This window comes from Sphingomonas sp. GW821-FHT04B01 (assembly GCF_059420425.1).
On sequence record NZ_JBWKTR010000001.1, the window covers coordinates 307,415 to 323,218 of the forward strand.

Genomic DNA, 15,804 nt, shown 5'->3' on the forward strand with positions numbered 1-15,804 from the left:
CGCGGGATGAATCATGCATCGTATCCTGATCGGCGTCGCCGGCATCCTCGTCATTCTCGGCATCGCCGTGCTGCTCTCCGCCGATCGCCGCGCGATCCGGCTGCGCGTCGTCGGCGCGGCCTTCGCGTTGCAGGCGCTGATCGCCACCGTCGTCCTCTATTGGGGGCCGGGGCGGCAAGCGCTCGCCGGCGCCTCGGCCGGGGTCGCCGCGCTGCTCGGCTATTCGCAGAAGGGGACCGAATTCCTGTTCGGCAAGCTCGCCGCGCCCGAGATTGGCGGCCAGAGCTTCGCGATCGCGGCGCTGCCGGTCATCATCTTCTTCGCCAGCCTCGTCTCGATCCTCTATTATCTCGGCGTGATGCAGGTGGTGGTGCGCTGGGTCGGCGGCGCGATCGAGACCGTCATCGGCACCTCGAAGGTCGAATCGCTCTGCGCGGCGGCGAACATCTTCGTCGGCCAGTCGGAATCGCCGCTGGTGATCCGCCCCTATCTCGCCGGCCTTACCCCGCCGCAGGTCTTCACCGTGATGACCAGCGGCATGGCGGGCGTCGCCGGCACGATCCTCGCGGCCTATGCCTCGATGGGCATCCGCATCGAATATCTGCTCGCGGCGAGCTTCATGGCGGCGCCGGGCGGCATCTTGATGGCGAAGATCATCATGCCCGATCGCCGCGTCACTCCCGAAGGCGAATTGCCGCTCGGCGACCTGCCCGACGAAAATCGCGACATCCGCCTCGCCGAGGCGCGGATCAGCGGCGCCGGCCCCGCCGCCTTGCTGCCCGAGGGCGTGCCGGGCGAGCCTTTGCCCGACGCGACGCATGACGAGGAAAAGCCCGCCAACCTCATCATGGCCGCCGCACAGGGAGCACAGACCGGCGTGCGGCTGGCGGTGGCGGTCGGCGCGATGGTGCTGGCGTTCGTCGCCTTGGTGGCGCTTGCCAACGGGTTGCTCGGCGGGCTGGGCAATATGGTCGGGCTGCCGGGGCTGAGCTTCCAGGCGCTGCTCGGCTATGTCTTCCAGCCGGTGATGTTCCTGCTCAACGTGCCGTGGAACGAGGCGGGGATCGCCGGCGGCCTGTTCGGCGAGAAGATCGTGCTCAACGAATTCGTCGCCTATATCGATCTCGGCACGCAGACGAGCCTGTCGCCGCGCACCGTCGCGGTGGTGACGTTCGCCTTGTGCGGTTTCGCCAATTTCTCGTCGATCGCGATCCAGATGGCGGTGACCGGCAGCCTCGCCCCCAACCAGCGGCCGACGATCGCGCGGCTGGGCCTGCGCGCGCTGGCGGCGGGCAGCCTCGCCAATCTGATGAGCGCGGCGCTCGCCGGGCTGTTGATCGGGTGAGCTGCACGCGATGACCGGCCTGCGCCGCACGCTCGGGCCGGGCCAGCTTGCCATGATCGCGATCGGTGGCGCGGTCGGCACCGGGCTGTTCCTCGGCAGCGGCCTCGCGATCGGGCTGGCCGGGCCGGCGGTGCTGGTGAGCTATGCGATCGGCGGGCTGGTGACGCTGGCGCTGATGGGCTGCCTTGCCGAGATGACGGTCGCCGATCCGGCGACGGGGTCGTTCGGGCTGTTCGCCGAACGCTATCTCGGGCGGTTCGCGGGCTTCCTCGTCCGCTATGCCTATGCCGCGGCGGTGATCCTCGCGATCGGCACCGAGGTGACCGCGGTGGCGATCTACATGCGCTACTGGGCGCCCGGCGTGCCGGGCCTGTGGTGGATCGCCGGTTTCTCGCTGGCGCTGCTCGGCGTCAACCTCGCCAGCGTGCGGCTGTTCGGCGCGGTCGAATATGTCTTCTCGGCGATCAAGATCGCCGCGATCTTGATCTTCATCGCGGTCGGATCGTGGGTGATCGCCGCGCATGGCATCGGCTTTTCCCATTATACCGACGCCGGCGGCTTTGCGCCGCACGGGCTGGGCGGGATCTGGACCGCGGTGATCGTCGCGATCTTCAGCTATATCAGCATCGAGATGATCGCGGTCGCGGCGGGTGAGGCGCGCGATCCCGAACGGGCGATCGTCCGCGCTTTCCGCTCGACGATGCTGCGGCTGGCGCTCTTCTATCTCGGCAGCCTCGCGGTGATGCTGGCGATCGTGCCGTGGACGCAGGCGGGGACGGCGACGAGCCCGTTCGTCACGGTGATGCAGGCGAGCGGCGTCCCCTATGCCGCGGGGGTGCTCAACGCGGTGGTGCTGATCGCGGCGCTGTCGGCGATGAACAGCCAGCTCTATGCGGCGTCGCGGATGCTGTTCAGCCTTGCCGAGAGCGGCCTCGCGCCGCGCGCGCTGGCGCGGGTTGACCGGCGCGGCGTGCCGGCGGCGGCGCTGCTCGTCTCGGGCGGGGGGATCGCGGTGGCGGGTGGCGTCTATGCGTGGCGGCCGGAGGCGGCGTTCGGGGTGATGATCGCGGTGTCGATCTTCGGCGCGCTGTTCACCTGGGGGATGATCTTCGTGACGCATCTCGCCTTCCGGCGGCGGCACGGAGCGCCGGCGGCGTTCCGGCTGTGGGGGCATCCGTGGACGAGCCTCGCCGGGGCAGGGGCGATCGTGGCGATCCTGCTGACGACGCCGTTCACCGCGCCGTTCGCGCTGACATTGGTGTATGGCGTGCCGTTTCTGGTGGTGCTGGCGGGCGTGTATGCGATTTGGTTTCGCGCCCATCCCCCAACGATCGTCATCCCCGCGGAGGCGGGGATCCATAGACGCTGACGGTGCGGCTCAAGCGCGGACCCGCGCGTCTGGATCCCCGCCTGCGCGGGGATGACATAATGAGGATGACGATAAGTTATTCGTCCGTCCGCATCTTGACCTTGTTGGGCAGGTCCTTGCCCTTGGTGCGGCGCGAGGGGAGCTGCACCGGGTTCTTCTTCTTCCATTCCTTGTAGGTCATTGGCCCGTCGGGCGTGTCGACCATCATATCGTCGAGGCTCATCGTGTCGGCTCCGGAGTGGCGCCGCTGTAATCGTAGAAGCCGCGGCCGGTCTTGCGGCCGTACCAGCCGGCCTCGACGTATTTCACCAGCAGCGGGGCAGGGCGGAACTTGGGGTCGCCGGTGCCCTCGAACAACACCCGGGTGATCTCCAGACAGGTGTCGAGGCCGATGAAATCGGCGAGCGTCAGTGGCCCCATCGGGTGGTTGAGCCCCAATTGGCAAGCAAGGTCGATGTCGCGGATCGTCGCGACGCCCTCGCCGAGCGCGAACACCGCCTCGTTGATCATCGGCATCAGCACGCGGTTGACGATGAAGCCCGGCGCGTCGTTGGCGCGGACCACCGCCTTGCCGAGCCGGTCGGCATAGGCCTCGATCACGCCGACGGTCGCGTCGGAGGTGGCGAGGCCGCGGATCACCTCGATCAGGCCCATCACCGGCACCGGATTGAAGAAATGCACGCCGATGAAGCGCTGCGGATCGGGCGAACTCTGCGCCAGCCGGGTGATCGGGATCGACGAGGTGTTGGAGGCGAGGATCGCGTCGGGTCCGAGCACCTTGCCGACCTGGCCGAAGATCGCGCGCTTGATCTCCTCGCGCTCGGTCGCCGCCTCGATGACGAGGCCGCACCCGGCCATCGCCTCGACATTGGCGACGGGTTCGATGCGGGCGAGCGTCGCGTCGCGGGTCGCGGCGTCGATCTTCTCCTTGTCGACCGCGCGGGCGAGCAATTTGGCGATCCCCGCCTTGCCTGCCTCGGCGCGCTCGACCGAGACGTCGCTCAAGAATACGCGATAGCCCGCCGCCGCCGATACCTGTGCGATGCCCGCGCCCATCTGGCCCGAACCGATGACTCCGACTGACTCCACGTCCATCTCCTATGCTTTTGACGCGCCATAGCCGCTTTCGACGCGTCTGCCAGCCGTCAGGGGGCGGGGCGCTCCGCCTGCGCCTCGGCGAGGAACAGGCCGAACAGGCCGTCGGGATCGGTCCATTCGCGGATCGGCGTCCAGCCGCCCGAGCGGAGCAGGATGCGCGCATCGCGCGAGCCGTATTTGTGGCTGTTCTCGGTGTGGATACTCTCTCCCGCCGCCATCGCGAAGGGCTGGCCGTCGACGGTGAATGCGACGTCGCGGGTGGCGACGAGGTGCATCTCGATGCGCGCGCGATCGTCGTTCCAGCGCGCTTCGTGCGCGAAGGATTCGACCGGAATCGTGCCGGAAAGCTCACGATTGATGCGGTCGAGCACATTGCGGTTGAACGCCGCGGTGACGCCGCCGGCATCGTCATAGGCGGCGACCAGCGTCGCCTCGTCCTTGATCCGGTCCATGCCGATCAGCAGCATCGCGCCCTCGCCCAATGAGGCGCGCATCGTGCGGAGCAGGTCGACCGCCATCAGCGGGATCATGTTGCCGATCGTCGAGCCCGGGAAGAAACCGAGCTTGGGCGTATCGGCAATCGTCGCCGGCAGGGTGAGCGGGCGCATGAAATCCGCCTCGAACGGCAGCACGAGCAGACCGGGGAAGGCTTCCGACAGCGCGCGCGACGAGTCGCGCAGGAAGTCGCCCGAAATGTCGATCGGGACGTAGGCGGAGGGTTCGGTGCAGCGGAGCAGCAGCGGCGTCTTGACCGACGAGCCCGAGCCGAATTCGACCACCGCGCGGCCGCGCCCGGCGACGTCCGCGACTTCCGGACAGATCGTCTCGAGGATCGCGGTCTCGGTGCGGGTCGGATAATATTCGGGGACGTTGGTGATGTCCTCGAACAATTCGGAGCCGCGGCGGTCGTAGAACCAGCGCGCGGGGATGGCGCGGGGCCGGCGTTCCAGCCCGGCGAGCACGTCGGCGCGGAACTGCGGATCGGCGAGCGTCTGCTCGCCGTCCTCGACTTCGGGCTTCAACATTCAGAGGTCCTTGGCGAGCCGCACGCCGGTGAACTGCCAGCGCTGATGCGGGTAGAAGAAGTTGCGGTAGCTGGCGCGGGCATGGCCGCGCGGCGTCGCGCAACTGCCGCCGCGCAGCACGAACTGGCCGCTCATGAACTTGCCGTTATACTCGCCGACCGCTCCTTCGATCGTGCGGAAGCCGGGATAGGGACGATAGGCGCTACCGGTCCATTCCCAGACGTCGCCGAAGAAGGCGGGGCCGGACGCGGGGCGCGGCTCGACCGGGCCGGCGGCATCCATCTGGTTGCCGCCGCGTGCGTCCTGCGCCTGCGCCGCGGCCTCCCATTCGAATTCGGTGGGCAGGCGCGCGCCCGCCCAGCTCGCATAGGCGTCCGCCTCGTAGAGGCTGACGTGCGTCACCGGCGCGGCGGGGTCGATCGCGCGGCGGCCGTCGAGGCCGAAGCGCGTCCATTTGCCGTCGCGCTCCTCCCAATAGAGCGGCGCGACGATTCCCTCGGTCTTCACCCAGGCCCAGCCGTCGGCGAGCCAATGCGCGGGGTCGCGATAGCCGCCGTCGGCGATGAACGCCGCCCATTCGCCGTTGGTGACGGTGCGGTCGGCGAGCGCATGCGGGGCGAGCAAGGCGTCGTGGCGCGGCCCCTCGCAATCGAAGGCGAAACCGTCGCCGTCATGGCCGATGCGGACGATGCCGCCGGCATGGTCGATCCAGCGCACCGGCCCGGGCATCGCCACCGGCACCTTGGGCGCGGCGGGCCAGATCGCCGGTTCAAGCGGATTCTCGCCGAACAGATGCAGGATGTCGGTGACGAGCAGCTCCTGATGCTGCTCCTCGTGATGGCAGCCGAGCGCGACGAGCTCGCGTGCCGCTTCGGGCAGGTCGGGGAGCACGGCGACGAGCGCTGCGTCGACATAGGCGCGATAGGCGCGGACCTCGTCGAGCGTCGGGCGGGTGATCATGCCGCGGCGGTCGCGCGCGTGGCGGCGCCCTTCCGCCTCGTAATAGCTGTTGAACAGGAACGGGAAGCGTTCGTCGTGCAGGCGATAGCCGGAGACGTGGTCGCGCAGCACGAAGGTCTCGAAGAACCACGTCGTATGCGCGAGATGCCATTTGGTCGGCGACGCGTCCGGCATCGACTGGACGGTGGCGTCGGCGTCGGACAGCGGCGCGGCGAGCGCCAGCGTCAGTGCGCGGACGGCGGAAAAGCGCTCGGCGAGCGGCGTTAGCGGCTGAGGTGCGATCTTCAACATGGCTGGCCTCCCCCGCGCGTCTTAACGCAAGTCAGGACAGCGCGCGAAACGGCAAAGGGTTGCAGCCGGGATGGACGTTTCGCGCGATGCGGTGCAATTTCGATGGGTTCGAGGCTGTTTTACACTCGGTCCGGTTGGACGGATGCGCTCCGCTGAACAGAAGAATGGTTCGCGCGAAGACGCGAAGACGCAAAGGTGTCGCGCTTGCCGCAGTCGCGGCCCATCACATCAAACCATTGCGATGACAGGGCCACGCTCGCCCCAGGCGCAACACCTTCGCGTCTTCGCGTCTTCGCGCGAACAAAGAATCCGGGTGGACGGAGGGGCGGGGTGCATGTCCCGCGAGGCCGGAGGACGCTAGCGGCTCGCGCCCGGCCGCCAGAGGATGTCGCCGGCGCCCGCGCCGTTGACCACGCGGGAGGCGACGAACAGCCAGTCGGACAGGCGGTTGAGATAGGCCAGCGCCGGCGGGTTGAGCCCGTCGACCGCCACCGCGCTGCGCTCGGCGCGGCGGACGATCGCGCGGGCGAGATGCAGCGACGCCGCACCGGCATCGCCGCCGGGCAGGATGAAGCTGGTCAGCGGCGCGAGATCGGCGTTCATCGCGTCGATCTCCGCCTCGAGCCGCGTGACCTGCGCGGAGACGATGCGGAGCGCGCCGTCGATCCCCCCGGGCGTGGCGATATCGGCGCCGAGGTCGAACAGGTCGTTCTGAATGGTCAGCAGCGCCGCGGCGGGCGCCCGCTCGCCGAGCGCGGCGATCGCCACGCCGATCGCGCTATTGGCCTCGTCGACGTCGCCGATCGCCGCCATGCGCGGATCGGCCTTCGACACGCGCGAGCCGTCGACGAGCCCTGTCGTGCCGGCGTCGCCCGCGCGCGTGTAGATGCGGTTGAGCTTGACCAAGGGCTCAGGTGCGTCCGGCGAGGAACAGGATCAGCACGACGATCAGGATCGCGATCGCCTGAAAGAAGATGCGCATCTGCATCATCTTGTTCGATTTGAGCGAGGCGGCGGACGGCCCCTGGCCGTCGCGGACCTGCGCGTGCGATTCCTGGAGGAAGGCGATGACGCCCCGGACCAATGCGACCACCGTCGCCAGCATCGCCGCGATCAGCAGGAGGACGAGAAAGGTGTTCATGCGCTATAGGTAAGCGCTTGCGACGGCAAAGCCAATGGGAAGCCGGCCGGCGCGCAGGGCGGCGGCCAGCGCCTCACCATCCTCGCCCGCGGCGCGCAGATCGGCGAGCGCGGGGGCGCCGTTGCGCTTGGCGAGGCGGGTGCCGTCGGGGCCGAGCAGCAGCGGATGATGGCGATAGCGCGGCGTCGGCAGGCCGAGCAGCGCCTGCAACAAGCGGTGGATGTCGGTGGCGCGCATCAGGTCGCGGCCGCGCACCACGTCGGTGATCCCCTGCGCGGCGTCGTCGATCGTCACCGCGAGGTGATAGCTGGCGGGGGCGTCCTTGCGGGCGAGGACGACATCGCCGAACGCCGCCGGGTCGGCGTGCTGCGGCCCGGCAAGCGCGTCGCTCCAGTCGAGCGGGCCGGCGAGCGCCGCGGCGCGGTCCGTCACCAGCCGCCACGCATGCGGTGCGCCCGCGGCGATCCGCGCCGCCGCCTCGCCCGCGGGCAGATGGCGGCAGGTGCCGGGATAGACGAGCCCGTCCGGCCCGTGATGCGGTGCCGAGGCGCTCGCCGCGATATCGGCGCGGGTGCAGAAACACGGGTAGAGCAGGCCATTGTCGCGCAGCCCGGCCAGCGCCGCGTCATAGGTGGCGAGCCGCGTCGACTGGCGCAGCACCGGCCCGTCCCACGTCAGGCCGAGCCACGCCAGATCCTCTGCGATCCCGGCGACGAAGCCCTCGCGGCTGCGCGTGCCGTCGATATCCTCGATGCGCAGCAGGAAACCGCCACCTGCCGCACGCGCATGATCGTGCGCCTGCAGCGCCGCAAAGGCATGGCCGAGATGCAGTCGTCCGGTCGGGCTCGGCGCGAAGCGGGTGACGACGCGGCTCACGCGCGCGTCCCGCCGCAGAAGGCTTGACCGGCATCGATGCGGCGTGCTGTCATACCAGCGTCACTCTCGTGGGCGACATGGCCCGCGGGTAATCCGTGGGAGGAGCCGTGTTTCATCCCGATCTGATCCGTCACCCCGACAATTGTCCGGCGCTGGTGCTCAACGCCGATTACACGCCACTGTCCTATTATCCCTTGAGCGTCTGGCCGTGGCAGACCGCGATCAAGGCGGTGTTCCTCGATCGCGTCGACATCGTCGCGCATTACGAACGCTCGGTGCGCAGCCCGACGGCGGAGATCAAGCTGCCCTCGGTGATCGCGCTCAAACAATATGTGCGTCCTTCGGCGTTTCCGGCGTTCACCCGCTTCAACCTGTTCCTGCGCGACCGTTTCGCCTGCCAATATTGCGGCGTCGGGCGCGACCTGACCTTCGACCATGTCGTGCCGCGCGCGCAAGGCGGGCGGACGACGTGGGAGAATGTCGTCACCGCCTGCGCGCCGTGCAACCTCAAGAAGGGCGGGCGGACGCCGAAACAGGCGCATATGCCGCTGTACGTCGAGCCGATCCGGCCGACCAACTGGCATCTGCAGGAACATGGCCGCGCCTTTCCGCCCAACTATCTCCACGACACGTGGCACGACTGGCTCTACTGGGACGTTGAGCTGGAAGCGTAACGATACGGAGACCGGGTTTGCGGACGGGGATCATCATCGCGGCGGCGGCGCTTGTCGCGGCGGGTACGTTGGCCGGATGCGGCCCGCGCGAGGACAAGGTGGCGGAGGCGGACGCGAACGCCGCGGGCTTCGTGCCACCGGCGGTGACCAGCCGCGTCGATTTCACCAGCACGATGGAGCGCCGCTTCCGCACGCTCGACCGCAATGCCGACGATCGGCTCGACAAGACCGAACTGCCCCGCCAGAACAGCCGCCTGATGAGCCTCGACCGCAACGCCGACGGCGTCATCAGCCTGATCGAGTGGGACGAGGGCACGCTCAAGCGCTTCGACCAGATGGATCTCAACCACGACGGCACCGTCACCTCGGAAGAGGAAAAGGAATGGCGCGCGGCGCGCGATGCAGGCCGCGAGCCCGCGACGCGGCCGACACCGCCGGTGCCGGGCGATCCGCTGGGCAATAGCACGCGGTAAGCCTTTGTCCGTGGGGACCTGACGCGGGGCGGCATTCTGAAGATTTTGTTCGCGCGAAGAGGCGAAGGTGTTCCGGCTGGGGCGGGCGTGGCCCTGTGATTGCAATGGCTTGATGTGACGGGCCGCGACCGCGGCAAGCGCGACACCTTCGCGTCTTCGCGTCTTCGCGCGAACCATTCTTCTTTCTGAAGAATCGAATCGGGAGCACGCCGCGATTTCCCGCGTCTCCAACGCCATGACCGGTTGACCCGACTCCCGCCGCAGCGCAGCATCGGGCCATGGCCACGCTCGACCCCGCTTCGCTTCCGCCGATCGCCAACAATCCCGACGTCCGCTTCCTCGGCGCGCAGCTCGGCGACGTCATCCGCGCTTATGGCGGCGAGGCGCTGTTCGAGGCGACCGAGGCGATCCGCCGCGCCTCGGTCGAGCGGCATCGCGGCACCGGCAGCAGCGACAGCGTCCACCAGCAGCTCCAGAACCTCGGCCTCGACGAGACGCTCGATTTCGTCCGCGGCTTCATGCTGTTCTCGATGCTCGCCAATCTCGCCGAGGACCGGCAGGGGATCGCCGCCGAACAGGGCACCGACGTCGCCGCCGCGCTCGCCAAGCTGGCAGGCGAGGGGATCGGCCGCGACCAGGTGCAGCAATTGCTCGCCCATGCGCTGATCGTCCCGGTGCTCACCGCGCATCCCACCGAGGTGCGGCGCAAGAGCATGATCGACCATCGCAACCGCATCGCGCAATTGATGGCGCTCAAGGACATGGGCCGCGACGAGACGCCCGACGGCGACCGCGTCGACGATGCGATCACCCGCCAGATCGCCTTGCTGTGGCAGACGCGCGTGCTGCGCCGCGAGCGGCTCTACGTCACCGACGAGGTCGAGACGGCGCTGTCCTACATGCGCGACGTGTTCCTGCCGGCGCTGCCCGCGCTCTACCAGCGCTGGGACCGCGCATTCGGGGAGCGGGTGCCGAGCTTCGTCAGGCCGGGGAGCTGGATCGGCGGCGACCGCGACGGCAATCCCTTCGTCACCGCCGATTCGCTGCGGACCGCTCTGGGCCGCGCCTGCGAGGCGGTGCTCGGCTTCTATCTGGAGGGGGTGCATGCCCTCGGCGCCGAACTGTCGATCTCGACCGAGCACGTCCCCGTCGATGCCGCGGTCGAGGCGCTGGCCGAGGCGAGCGGCGATACCGCGCAAAGCCGCGCGGACGAACCGTATCGCCGTGCGCTGTCCGGCATCTACGCACGGCTCGCCGCGACGCATCAGGCGCTGACCGGCAAGCCGGCGCCCCGCCCCGGCCATCTCCACGGCGAACCCTATCCCGACCCGCAGGCGTTCCGCGCCGATCTCGTCGCGATCGCGCACGGCCTGTCGACAGCCGGAGCGCTCAAGACCGGCGGCGCGCTCGGCCGGCTCATCCGCGCGGTCGAGACGTTCGGCTTCCATCTCGCGACGCTCGACCTGCGCCAGAACAGCGCGGTGCACGAACGCGTCGTCGCCGAATTGCTCAAGACCGCCGGCGTCGAAGCGGACTATCTCGCGCTCGACGAAGCGGCGCGGGTCGCGTTGCTGCGCCGCGAACTCGCCAATGCGCGGCCGCTCGCCAGCCGCTTCATGACCTATTCGGAGGAGACGACGTCCGAACTGGCGATCGTCCAGGCCGCCGCCGAGGCGCATGCGAAATACGGTCCGGCGTGCATCACCAATTACATCGTCTCGATGGCGCAGTCGGTGTCCGACCTGCTCGAGATCAACCTGCTGCTCAAGGAGGTCGGCCTCTACCGGCCCGGCGACGCACCGACCGCGGCGGTGATGGCGGTGCCGCTGTTCGAGACGGTCGGCGATCTGGAGGCGGCGCCGGGGATCATGACCGACTGGTTCGCGCTGCCCGAGATCGCCGCAATCGCAGCGAAGCGCGGCCATCAGGAAGTGATGATCGGCTATTCGGATAGCAACAAGGACGGCGGCTATCTCACCTCGACCTGGCAATTGTCCAAGGCGTCGACCGCGCTGAAGCCGGTGTTCGAGGCGGCGGGGGTCGGCATGCAGCTGTTCCACGGCCGCGGCGGTGCGGTCGGGCGCGGCGGCGGCTCGGCGTTCGCGGCGATCCGCGCGCAACCGTCGGGGACGGTGCAGGGGCGTATCCGCATCACCGAACAGGGCGAGGTGATCGCCGCCAAATACGGCACCCGCGACAGCGCGATGACCAATCTGGAGGCGATCGCCGCGGCGACCTTGCTCGCCAGCCTCGAACCCGAGCGCTTGTCCAATGCGGAGAACGACGATTTCTGCGCGGCGATGGACGCGCTGTCGGACACCGCCTTCCACGCCTATCGCGACCTCGTCTACGGCACTGAAGGCTTCCGCACCTTCTTCCGCCAGATGACGCCGATCGGCGAGATCGCCGGGCTCAAGATCGGCAGCCGCCCGGCGAGCCGCAAGAAGAGCGACGCGATCGAGGATCTGCGCGCCATCCCCTGGGTGTTCAGCTGGGCGCAGGCGCGCGTGATGCTGCCGGGCTGGTATGGCGTCGGGCAGGCGATCGCCGGCTTCGCGGACAAGGGGCTGCTCAGGGAGATGGCGCAGGGCTGGCCGCTGTTCGCCTCGACGCTCGCCAATATGGAGATGGTGCTGGCCAAATCGGACATCGCCATCGCCGGCCATTATGCCGAGCTGGTCGAGGACGAGGCGCTGCGCAGCGGCATCTTCGGCCGCATCCGCGATGCCTGGCACCAGACGCACGACGGCTTGCTCGAGGTGACCGGGCAGACGCGGTTGCTTGAGAAGCATCCGGCGCTCGATGCGTCGATCCGGCTGCGGCTGCCCTATATCGAGCCGCTCAACCTGCTCCAGATCGAGCTGATGAAGCGCCACCGCGCCGGCGAGGACGATCCGCGCATCGGCGAGGGCATCCTGCTGTCGATCAACGCGGTCGCGACGGCGCTACGCAACAGCGGCTAGGCGGCGCGCGAGCAGCAGGTCGACGATTTCCATCGCCAGCATCGCGACGGCGGCGCCGATGATCATGTCGATGAGGTAATGCGTCCCCTCGACCGGGGTGGCGAGCAGCATCGCCGCGACCAGCCACGTCAGCCAGCGGCGCAGCGGCGGCGTCCGCCAGATCGTGCGCAGGTAGAGCGTGCCGGCGGCGGCGTGGAAACTCGGCGCCGAGACGAGCCCGCGCAGCGCGCCGAGATCGACGGCGTGGATGGTATGCGCACGCAGCGCCGGGATGAGGTTCGACTGCCAGGTCTCGCTGACCGGCATATAGGGCACCGCGCCGCGCCACAGATAGGAGAGCGGCCCGATCGCCGGCATCAGCGTGAACAGCGCCAGCGTCAGCACCGCGGCCAGCCAGAAGCCGGCGAGGAAGCGATGCGCCTCGCGCCGCTGGCCGGTCCGGGCGAACCAGCCGAGCAGGATCGCGGGGGTGAGATAGATGCTTTCGTAACAGGCGATGCCGAGGATCTGCAGCGGGCGATGATCGGCCACCGTCCGGTACCAGGCGAGCCAGTCGAAGCCGAGCGCGGTGTCGATCCGTTGCAGCGTCTGATCAGCATAGCCGTGGGTCAGCGCGGCGAGCGGATAGCTCGCCACCGCGCCGGTCAGCGCGATCAGCGTGAACACCGCATAATAGCCCGCCCCGTCGCGCAGCGCCGCGGCATGACGCCAGCCGCGCGGTAGGACATGGCTGCGCAGCGCGGCGACGCAGACCGCGGCGAGCACGAACGGCAGGTTGCTGCGGCTCCACACTGCGACGCTGAGCTCGGCGCGGTGGAGCAGCCAGGCGGTGGCGATCAGGCCGGCGAGCAACGCGGCGACGATCGTCGGACGCGAGAAGCCGGGCGTGTCGGCGGCGGCGCGGTTGGCGATATTCGGAGAGAAGGCGGGACGGGCCGCGTGGACGCGCTGCGATAGCATTCAACTGCCTTGGTCGTTCGGACGATGCTCGTCGTCCCGATTAGCTGAAGTGGCGATGAATTGAATGCGTCCTTTGCATGTCGGTCGCGGTGAGCGGGTGGATTCGTGCGAAGAGGCTGCGGTGCGGGGAAACTTTCCTCGGGGTGTCGCAGGATTGATCCACGCGAAGCCGCGAGGGGCGCGCGTGGCTCGCTCGGTCCCTACTCCCATCGTCATCCCGGCGAAGGCCGGGACCCATGGTCGCGATGCGCGTCAAGGTCGCGTGCTCACCTGTCCACCAGCGCATCCATGGGTCCCGACTTTCGTCGGGATGACGAAAGGCAGGCCCGCCGTCAGGCCTCGCTGACGAGCAACTTGTCGATCCGCCGGCCGTCGAGGTCGACCACCTCGAACCGCCAGCCCTGTTCCTCGAAGCTCTCGCCCTCGCCGGGCAGGTGGCGGAAGGCGGCGAGCGCGAGCCCCGCGACGGTGGCATAATCGCGATCCTCGGGCAGATCGATGCCAAGCCGTTCGGCGAGCGCATCCGCCGCCATCGTGCCCGCAACGAGCAGCGAGCCGTCGTCGCGTACGACGACCGAGGGCGCATCGTCGGGATCGGCGTCGCTGGCGAATTCGCCGGCGATCGCCGCGAGCAGGTCGGCGGGGGTGACGATCCCCTCGAAATGCCCGTATTCGTCGTGGATCAGCGCCATCGGCACCTCGGCCTGACGCAGCGCGATCAGCGCGTCCATCGCATCGATCCGGTCGATCACCACCGGCGCCTTGCGCATCAGCTTGCGCAGGTCGAGCGCCTGCCCGCGGAACAGCGCCGCGGCGATGTCGCGCGCCTGGACGACGCCGATCACCGCATCGACCGAGCCGTCGGCGACCGGCAGGCGCGTGTGCGGCGTCGCCAGCAGCGTGTCGCGGATCCCCTCCGGCCCGAGGTTGCAGTCGAGCCAGTCGACCTCGGTGCGCGGCGTCATCACCTCGCGCACCGGCCGGTCGGCGAGGCGGACGACGCCCGAGATGATCGTGCGCTCATGCTCCTCGATCACGCCCGACTTGGAGGCTTCGGCGACGATCAGGTGCAGCTCCTCGGCCGTCACCTGATCCTCCGATTCGCGATTGAGGCCGAGGACGCGGAAGACCAGCGCACTCGACGAATCGAGCAGCCAGACGAGCGGCGCGCAGACCACCGCGATATAGCGCATCGGCAGCGCGACCAGCGACGCCACCGTCTCGGGCTTGCGCAGCGCGAATTGCTTGGGGACAAGCTCGCCGATGATCAGCGAGGCGTAGGTGGTCAGGCCGATGACCAATGCGAAGCCCGCGGTCTGGGCGGTTTCCGCCGACAGGCCGAGCGCCTGCAGCCGCGCCGCGGTCGGCCCGCCGAGGCTGGAGCCCGAATAGGCACCCGCGAGGATGCCGATCAGCGTGATGCCGATCTGCACCGAGGACAGGAACTTGCCGGGATCGGCGGCGAGCTTGAGCGCGGCGGCGGGCCCCTTGCGCCCCGAGCGCGCCATCGCCTCCAGCCGCGCCTTGCGCGACGAGACGATCGCCAGCTCGCTCATCGCGAACACGCCGTTGAGCGCGACCAATGCGAGGATGATCACGACGTCGATCCAGGGGAAGGGCGGAAGCGGTGCCATCGGCGGACGTGTCTTTGCCGCACAACGCGCGCGGCGACAACTGTCTGTATCGCGATGACGTGATTATGCGTGTCAGCCGCGGTTCAGATCGCTAGCGGAACAAGCCATAACGGACCCGAGTTTAGCCGGGAACGAACGTGAAAGGGTTGTCATGAAGTCGAAGTTCCTCGCCGCCGCGGCGCTCGCCGCGCTGGTCACCACCAGCGCCTGCACCACCGATCCCGAGACCGGCGAGCGCCGCATCTCGAAGACCGCGATCGGCGGCATCGGCGGCGCGCTGGGCGGCTATCTGCTTGGCGACCTCGTCGGCGGGCGGCGCGACCGGACCGAGAAGATCCTCGGCGCAGGGATCGGCGGCCTCGCCGGTGCCGGGATCGGCGCGTATATGGACAAGCAGGAGCGCGACCTGCGCGCCCGCACCGCCGGCACCGACGTGCAGGTGACGCGCGAGGGCGACAATCTGGTGCTCAACATCCCGTCGGGGATCACCTTCGCCTACAACAGCGCCGACGTGCAGCCGCAGTTCCGCCGCACGCTCGATCAGGTCGCCGAGACGCTCGCGCAATACAACCAGACCTATATCGACGTGTACGGCCATACCGATTCGACCGGTTCGGATTCCTATAACCAGACGCTGTCGGAACGGCGCGCGACCTCGGTGGCGGATTATCTCGCGAGCCGCGGCGTGCAGCCGGCGCGAATCGGCACGCGCGGCTTCGGCGAGACGCAGCCGATCGCGTCGAACGACACCGATGCCGGGCGGGCGGCGAATCGCCGCGTCGAGGTGAAGATCGTGCCGATCTCGCAGAACGACCTGCGCTGATCCGGAGTGCTGCTTCGGTCCGGGCCGGGGCGGCGCTTTGATTAGCGCGAGATCGCGAAGAAGGTTCTCGTGCGGAGGCGCGGAGGCGCGGAGGCGCGGGGGGGTCGCGTTCATGGCGGGCGGGCACCCGCCCGGACCGTCATCCCGACGAAAGTCGGGACCCATGGATACG

The 15,804-nt window shown here is 69.0% G+C and carries 15 protein-coding genes; 6 read left to right on the forward strand and 9 right to left on the reverse strand.

Annotation, left to right across the window (positions count from 1 at the left end):
* The first annotated feature begins 13 nt into the window (after nucleotides 1-13).
* Both AC07UH_RS01550 and AC07UH_RS01555 read left to right on the forward strand, forming a co-directional pair.
* Nucleotides 14-1,345, forward strand: coding sequence for a NupC/NupG family nucleoside CNT transporter (locus AC07UH_RS01550; protein WP_038664365.1), 1,332 nt, complete (start codon nucleotides 14-16; stop codon nucleotides 1,343-1,345).
* Nucleotides 1,346-1,355: 10 nt separating this feature from the next.
* Nucleotides 1,356-2,714 carry an amino acid permease gene (locus AC07UH_RS01555; protein WP_495179564.1) on the forward strand — a complete coding sequence of 453 codons (1,359 nt, stop codon included), beginning with the start codon at nucleotides 1,356-1,358 and terminating at the stop codon, nucleotides 2,712-2,714.
* Nucleotides 2,715-2,790: 76 nt separating this feature from the next.
* Here AC07UH_RS01555 and AC07UH_RS01560 read toward each other — a convergent pair whose 3' ends face one another.
* From AC07UH_RS01560 to gluQRS, 7 genes are all read right to left on the reverse strand, one after another.
* Nucleotides 2,791-2,937 carry a hypothetical protein gene (locus tag AC07UH_RS01560; RefSeq protein ID WP_169742552.1) on the reverse strand — a complete coding sequence of 49 codons (147 nt, stop codon included), beginning with the start codon at nucleotides 2,935-2,937 and terminating at the stop codon, nucleotides 2,791-2,793.
* Nucleotides 2,934-3,803, reverse strand: a complete 870-nt coding sequence (locus AC07UH_RS01565; protein ID WP_495179563.1) for a 3-hydroxybutyryl-CoA dehydrogenase — start codon at nucleotides 3,801-3,803, stop codon at nucleotides 2,934-2,936. The genes AC07UH_RS01560 and AC07UH_RS01565 overlap by 4 nt, the downstream gene beginning before the upstream one ends.
* Before the next feature lie 56 nt (nucleotides 3,804-3,859).
* A complete protein-coding gene (gene egtD, locus AC07UH_RS01570; protein WP_495179562.1) occupies nucleotides 3,860-4,837 on the reverse strand; it encodes an L-histidine N(alpha)-methyltransferase in 978 nt (325 codons plus the stop codon).
* Nucleotides 4,838-6,088: an ergothioneine biosynthesis protein EgtB gene (egtB, locus tag AC07UH_RS01575; protein WP_495179561.1), complete on the reverse strand. Its 1,251-nt coding sequence runs from the start codon at nucleotides 6,086-6,088 to the stop codon at nucleotides 4,838-4,840.
* Nucleotides 6,089-6,445: 357 nt separating this feature from the next.
* Nucleotides 6,446-6,994, reverse strand: a complete 549-nt coding sequence (locus tag AC07UH_RS01580) for a cob(I)yrinic acid a,c-diamide adenosyltransferase (RefSeq protein ID WP_495179560.1) — start codon at nucleotides 6,992-6,994, stop codon at nucleotides 6,446-6,448.
* Nucleotides 6,995-6,998: 4 nt separating this feature from the next.
* Complete coding sequence (locus tag AC07UH_RS01585; protein WP_038664354.1) at nucleotides 6,999-7,229, reverse strand: twin transmembrane helix small protein; 231 nt, start codon at nucleotides 7,227-7,229, stop codon at nucleotides 6,999-7,001.
* Nucleotides 7,230-7,232: 3 nt separating this feature from the next.
* Nucleotides 7,233-8,105, reverse strand: coding sequence for a tRNA glutamyl-Q(34) synthetase GluQRS (gene gluQRS / locus AC07UH_RS01590; protein WP_495179559.1), 873 nt, complete (start codon nucleotides 8,103-8,105; stop codon nucleotides 7,233-7,235).
* 107 nt (nucleotides 8,106-8,212) lie between these two features.
* Here gluQRS and AC07UH_RS01595 point away from each other — a divergent pair, with 107 nt between their 5' ends.
* From AC07UH_RS01595 to ppc, 3 genes are all read left to right on the forward strand, one after another.
* Nucleotides 8,213-8,779 (forward strand): HNH endonuclease, encoded by a 567-nt coding sequence (locus tag AC07UH_RS01595; RefSeq protein ID WP_038664347.1) that lies wholly within the window; start codon nucleotides 8,213-8,215, stop codon nucleotides 8,777-8,779.
* 17 nt (nucleotides 8,780-8,796) lie between these two features.
* Complete coding sequence (locus AC07UH_RS01600; RefSeq protein ID WP_495179558.1) at nucleotides 8,797-9,252, forward strand: EF-hand domain-containing protein; 456 nt, start codon at nucleotides 8,797-8,799, stop codon at nucleotides 9,250-9,252.
* 278 nt (nucleotides 9,253-9,530) lie between these two features.
* A complete protein-coding gene (ppc, locus tag AC07UH_RS01605) occupies nucleotides 9,531-12,215 on the forward strand; it encodes a phosphoenolpyruvate carboxylase (RefSeq protein WP_495179557.1) in 2,685 nt (894 codons plus the stop codon).
* On the opposite strand, the gene AC07UH_RS01610 is transcribed toward ppc, so the two are convergent.
* Complete coding sequence (locus AC07UH_RS01610) at nucleotides 12,198-13,175, reverse strand: phosphatase PAP2 family protein (protein WP_495179556.1); 978 nt, start codon at nucleotides 13,173-13,175, stop codon at nucleotides 12,198-12,200. The two genes, ppc and AC07UH_RS01610, sit on opposite strands and share 18 nt — an antisense overlap.
* Before the next feature lie 332 nt (nucleotides 13,176-13,507).
* Complete coding sequence (locus tag AC07UH_RS01615) at nucleotides 13,508-14,809, reverse strand: hemolysin family protein (protein ID WP_038664338.1); 1,302 nt, start codon at nucleotides 14,807-14,809, stop codon at nucleotides 13,508-13,510.
* A gap of 151 nt (nucleotides 14,810-14,960) precedes the next feature.
* On the opposite strand from AC07UH_RS01615, the gene AC07UH_RS01620 reads away from it, so the two are divergent.
* Nucleotides 14,961-15,632 carry a YiaD family glycine zipper/OmpA-like lipoprotein gene (locus tag AC07UH_RS01620; protein WP_038664335.1) on the forward strand — a complete coding sequence of 224 codons (672 nt, stop codon included), beginning with the start codon at nucleotides 14,961-14,963 and terminating at the stop codon, nucleotides 15,630-15,632.
* Nucleotides 15,633-15,804 lie beyond the last annotated feature (172 nt).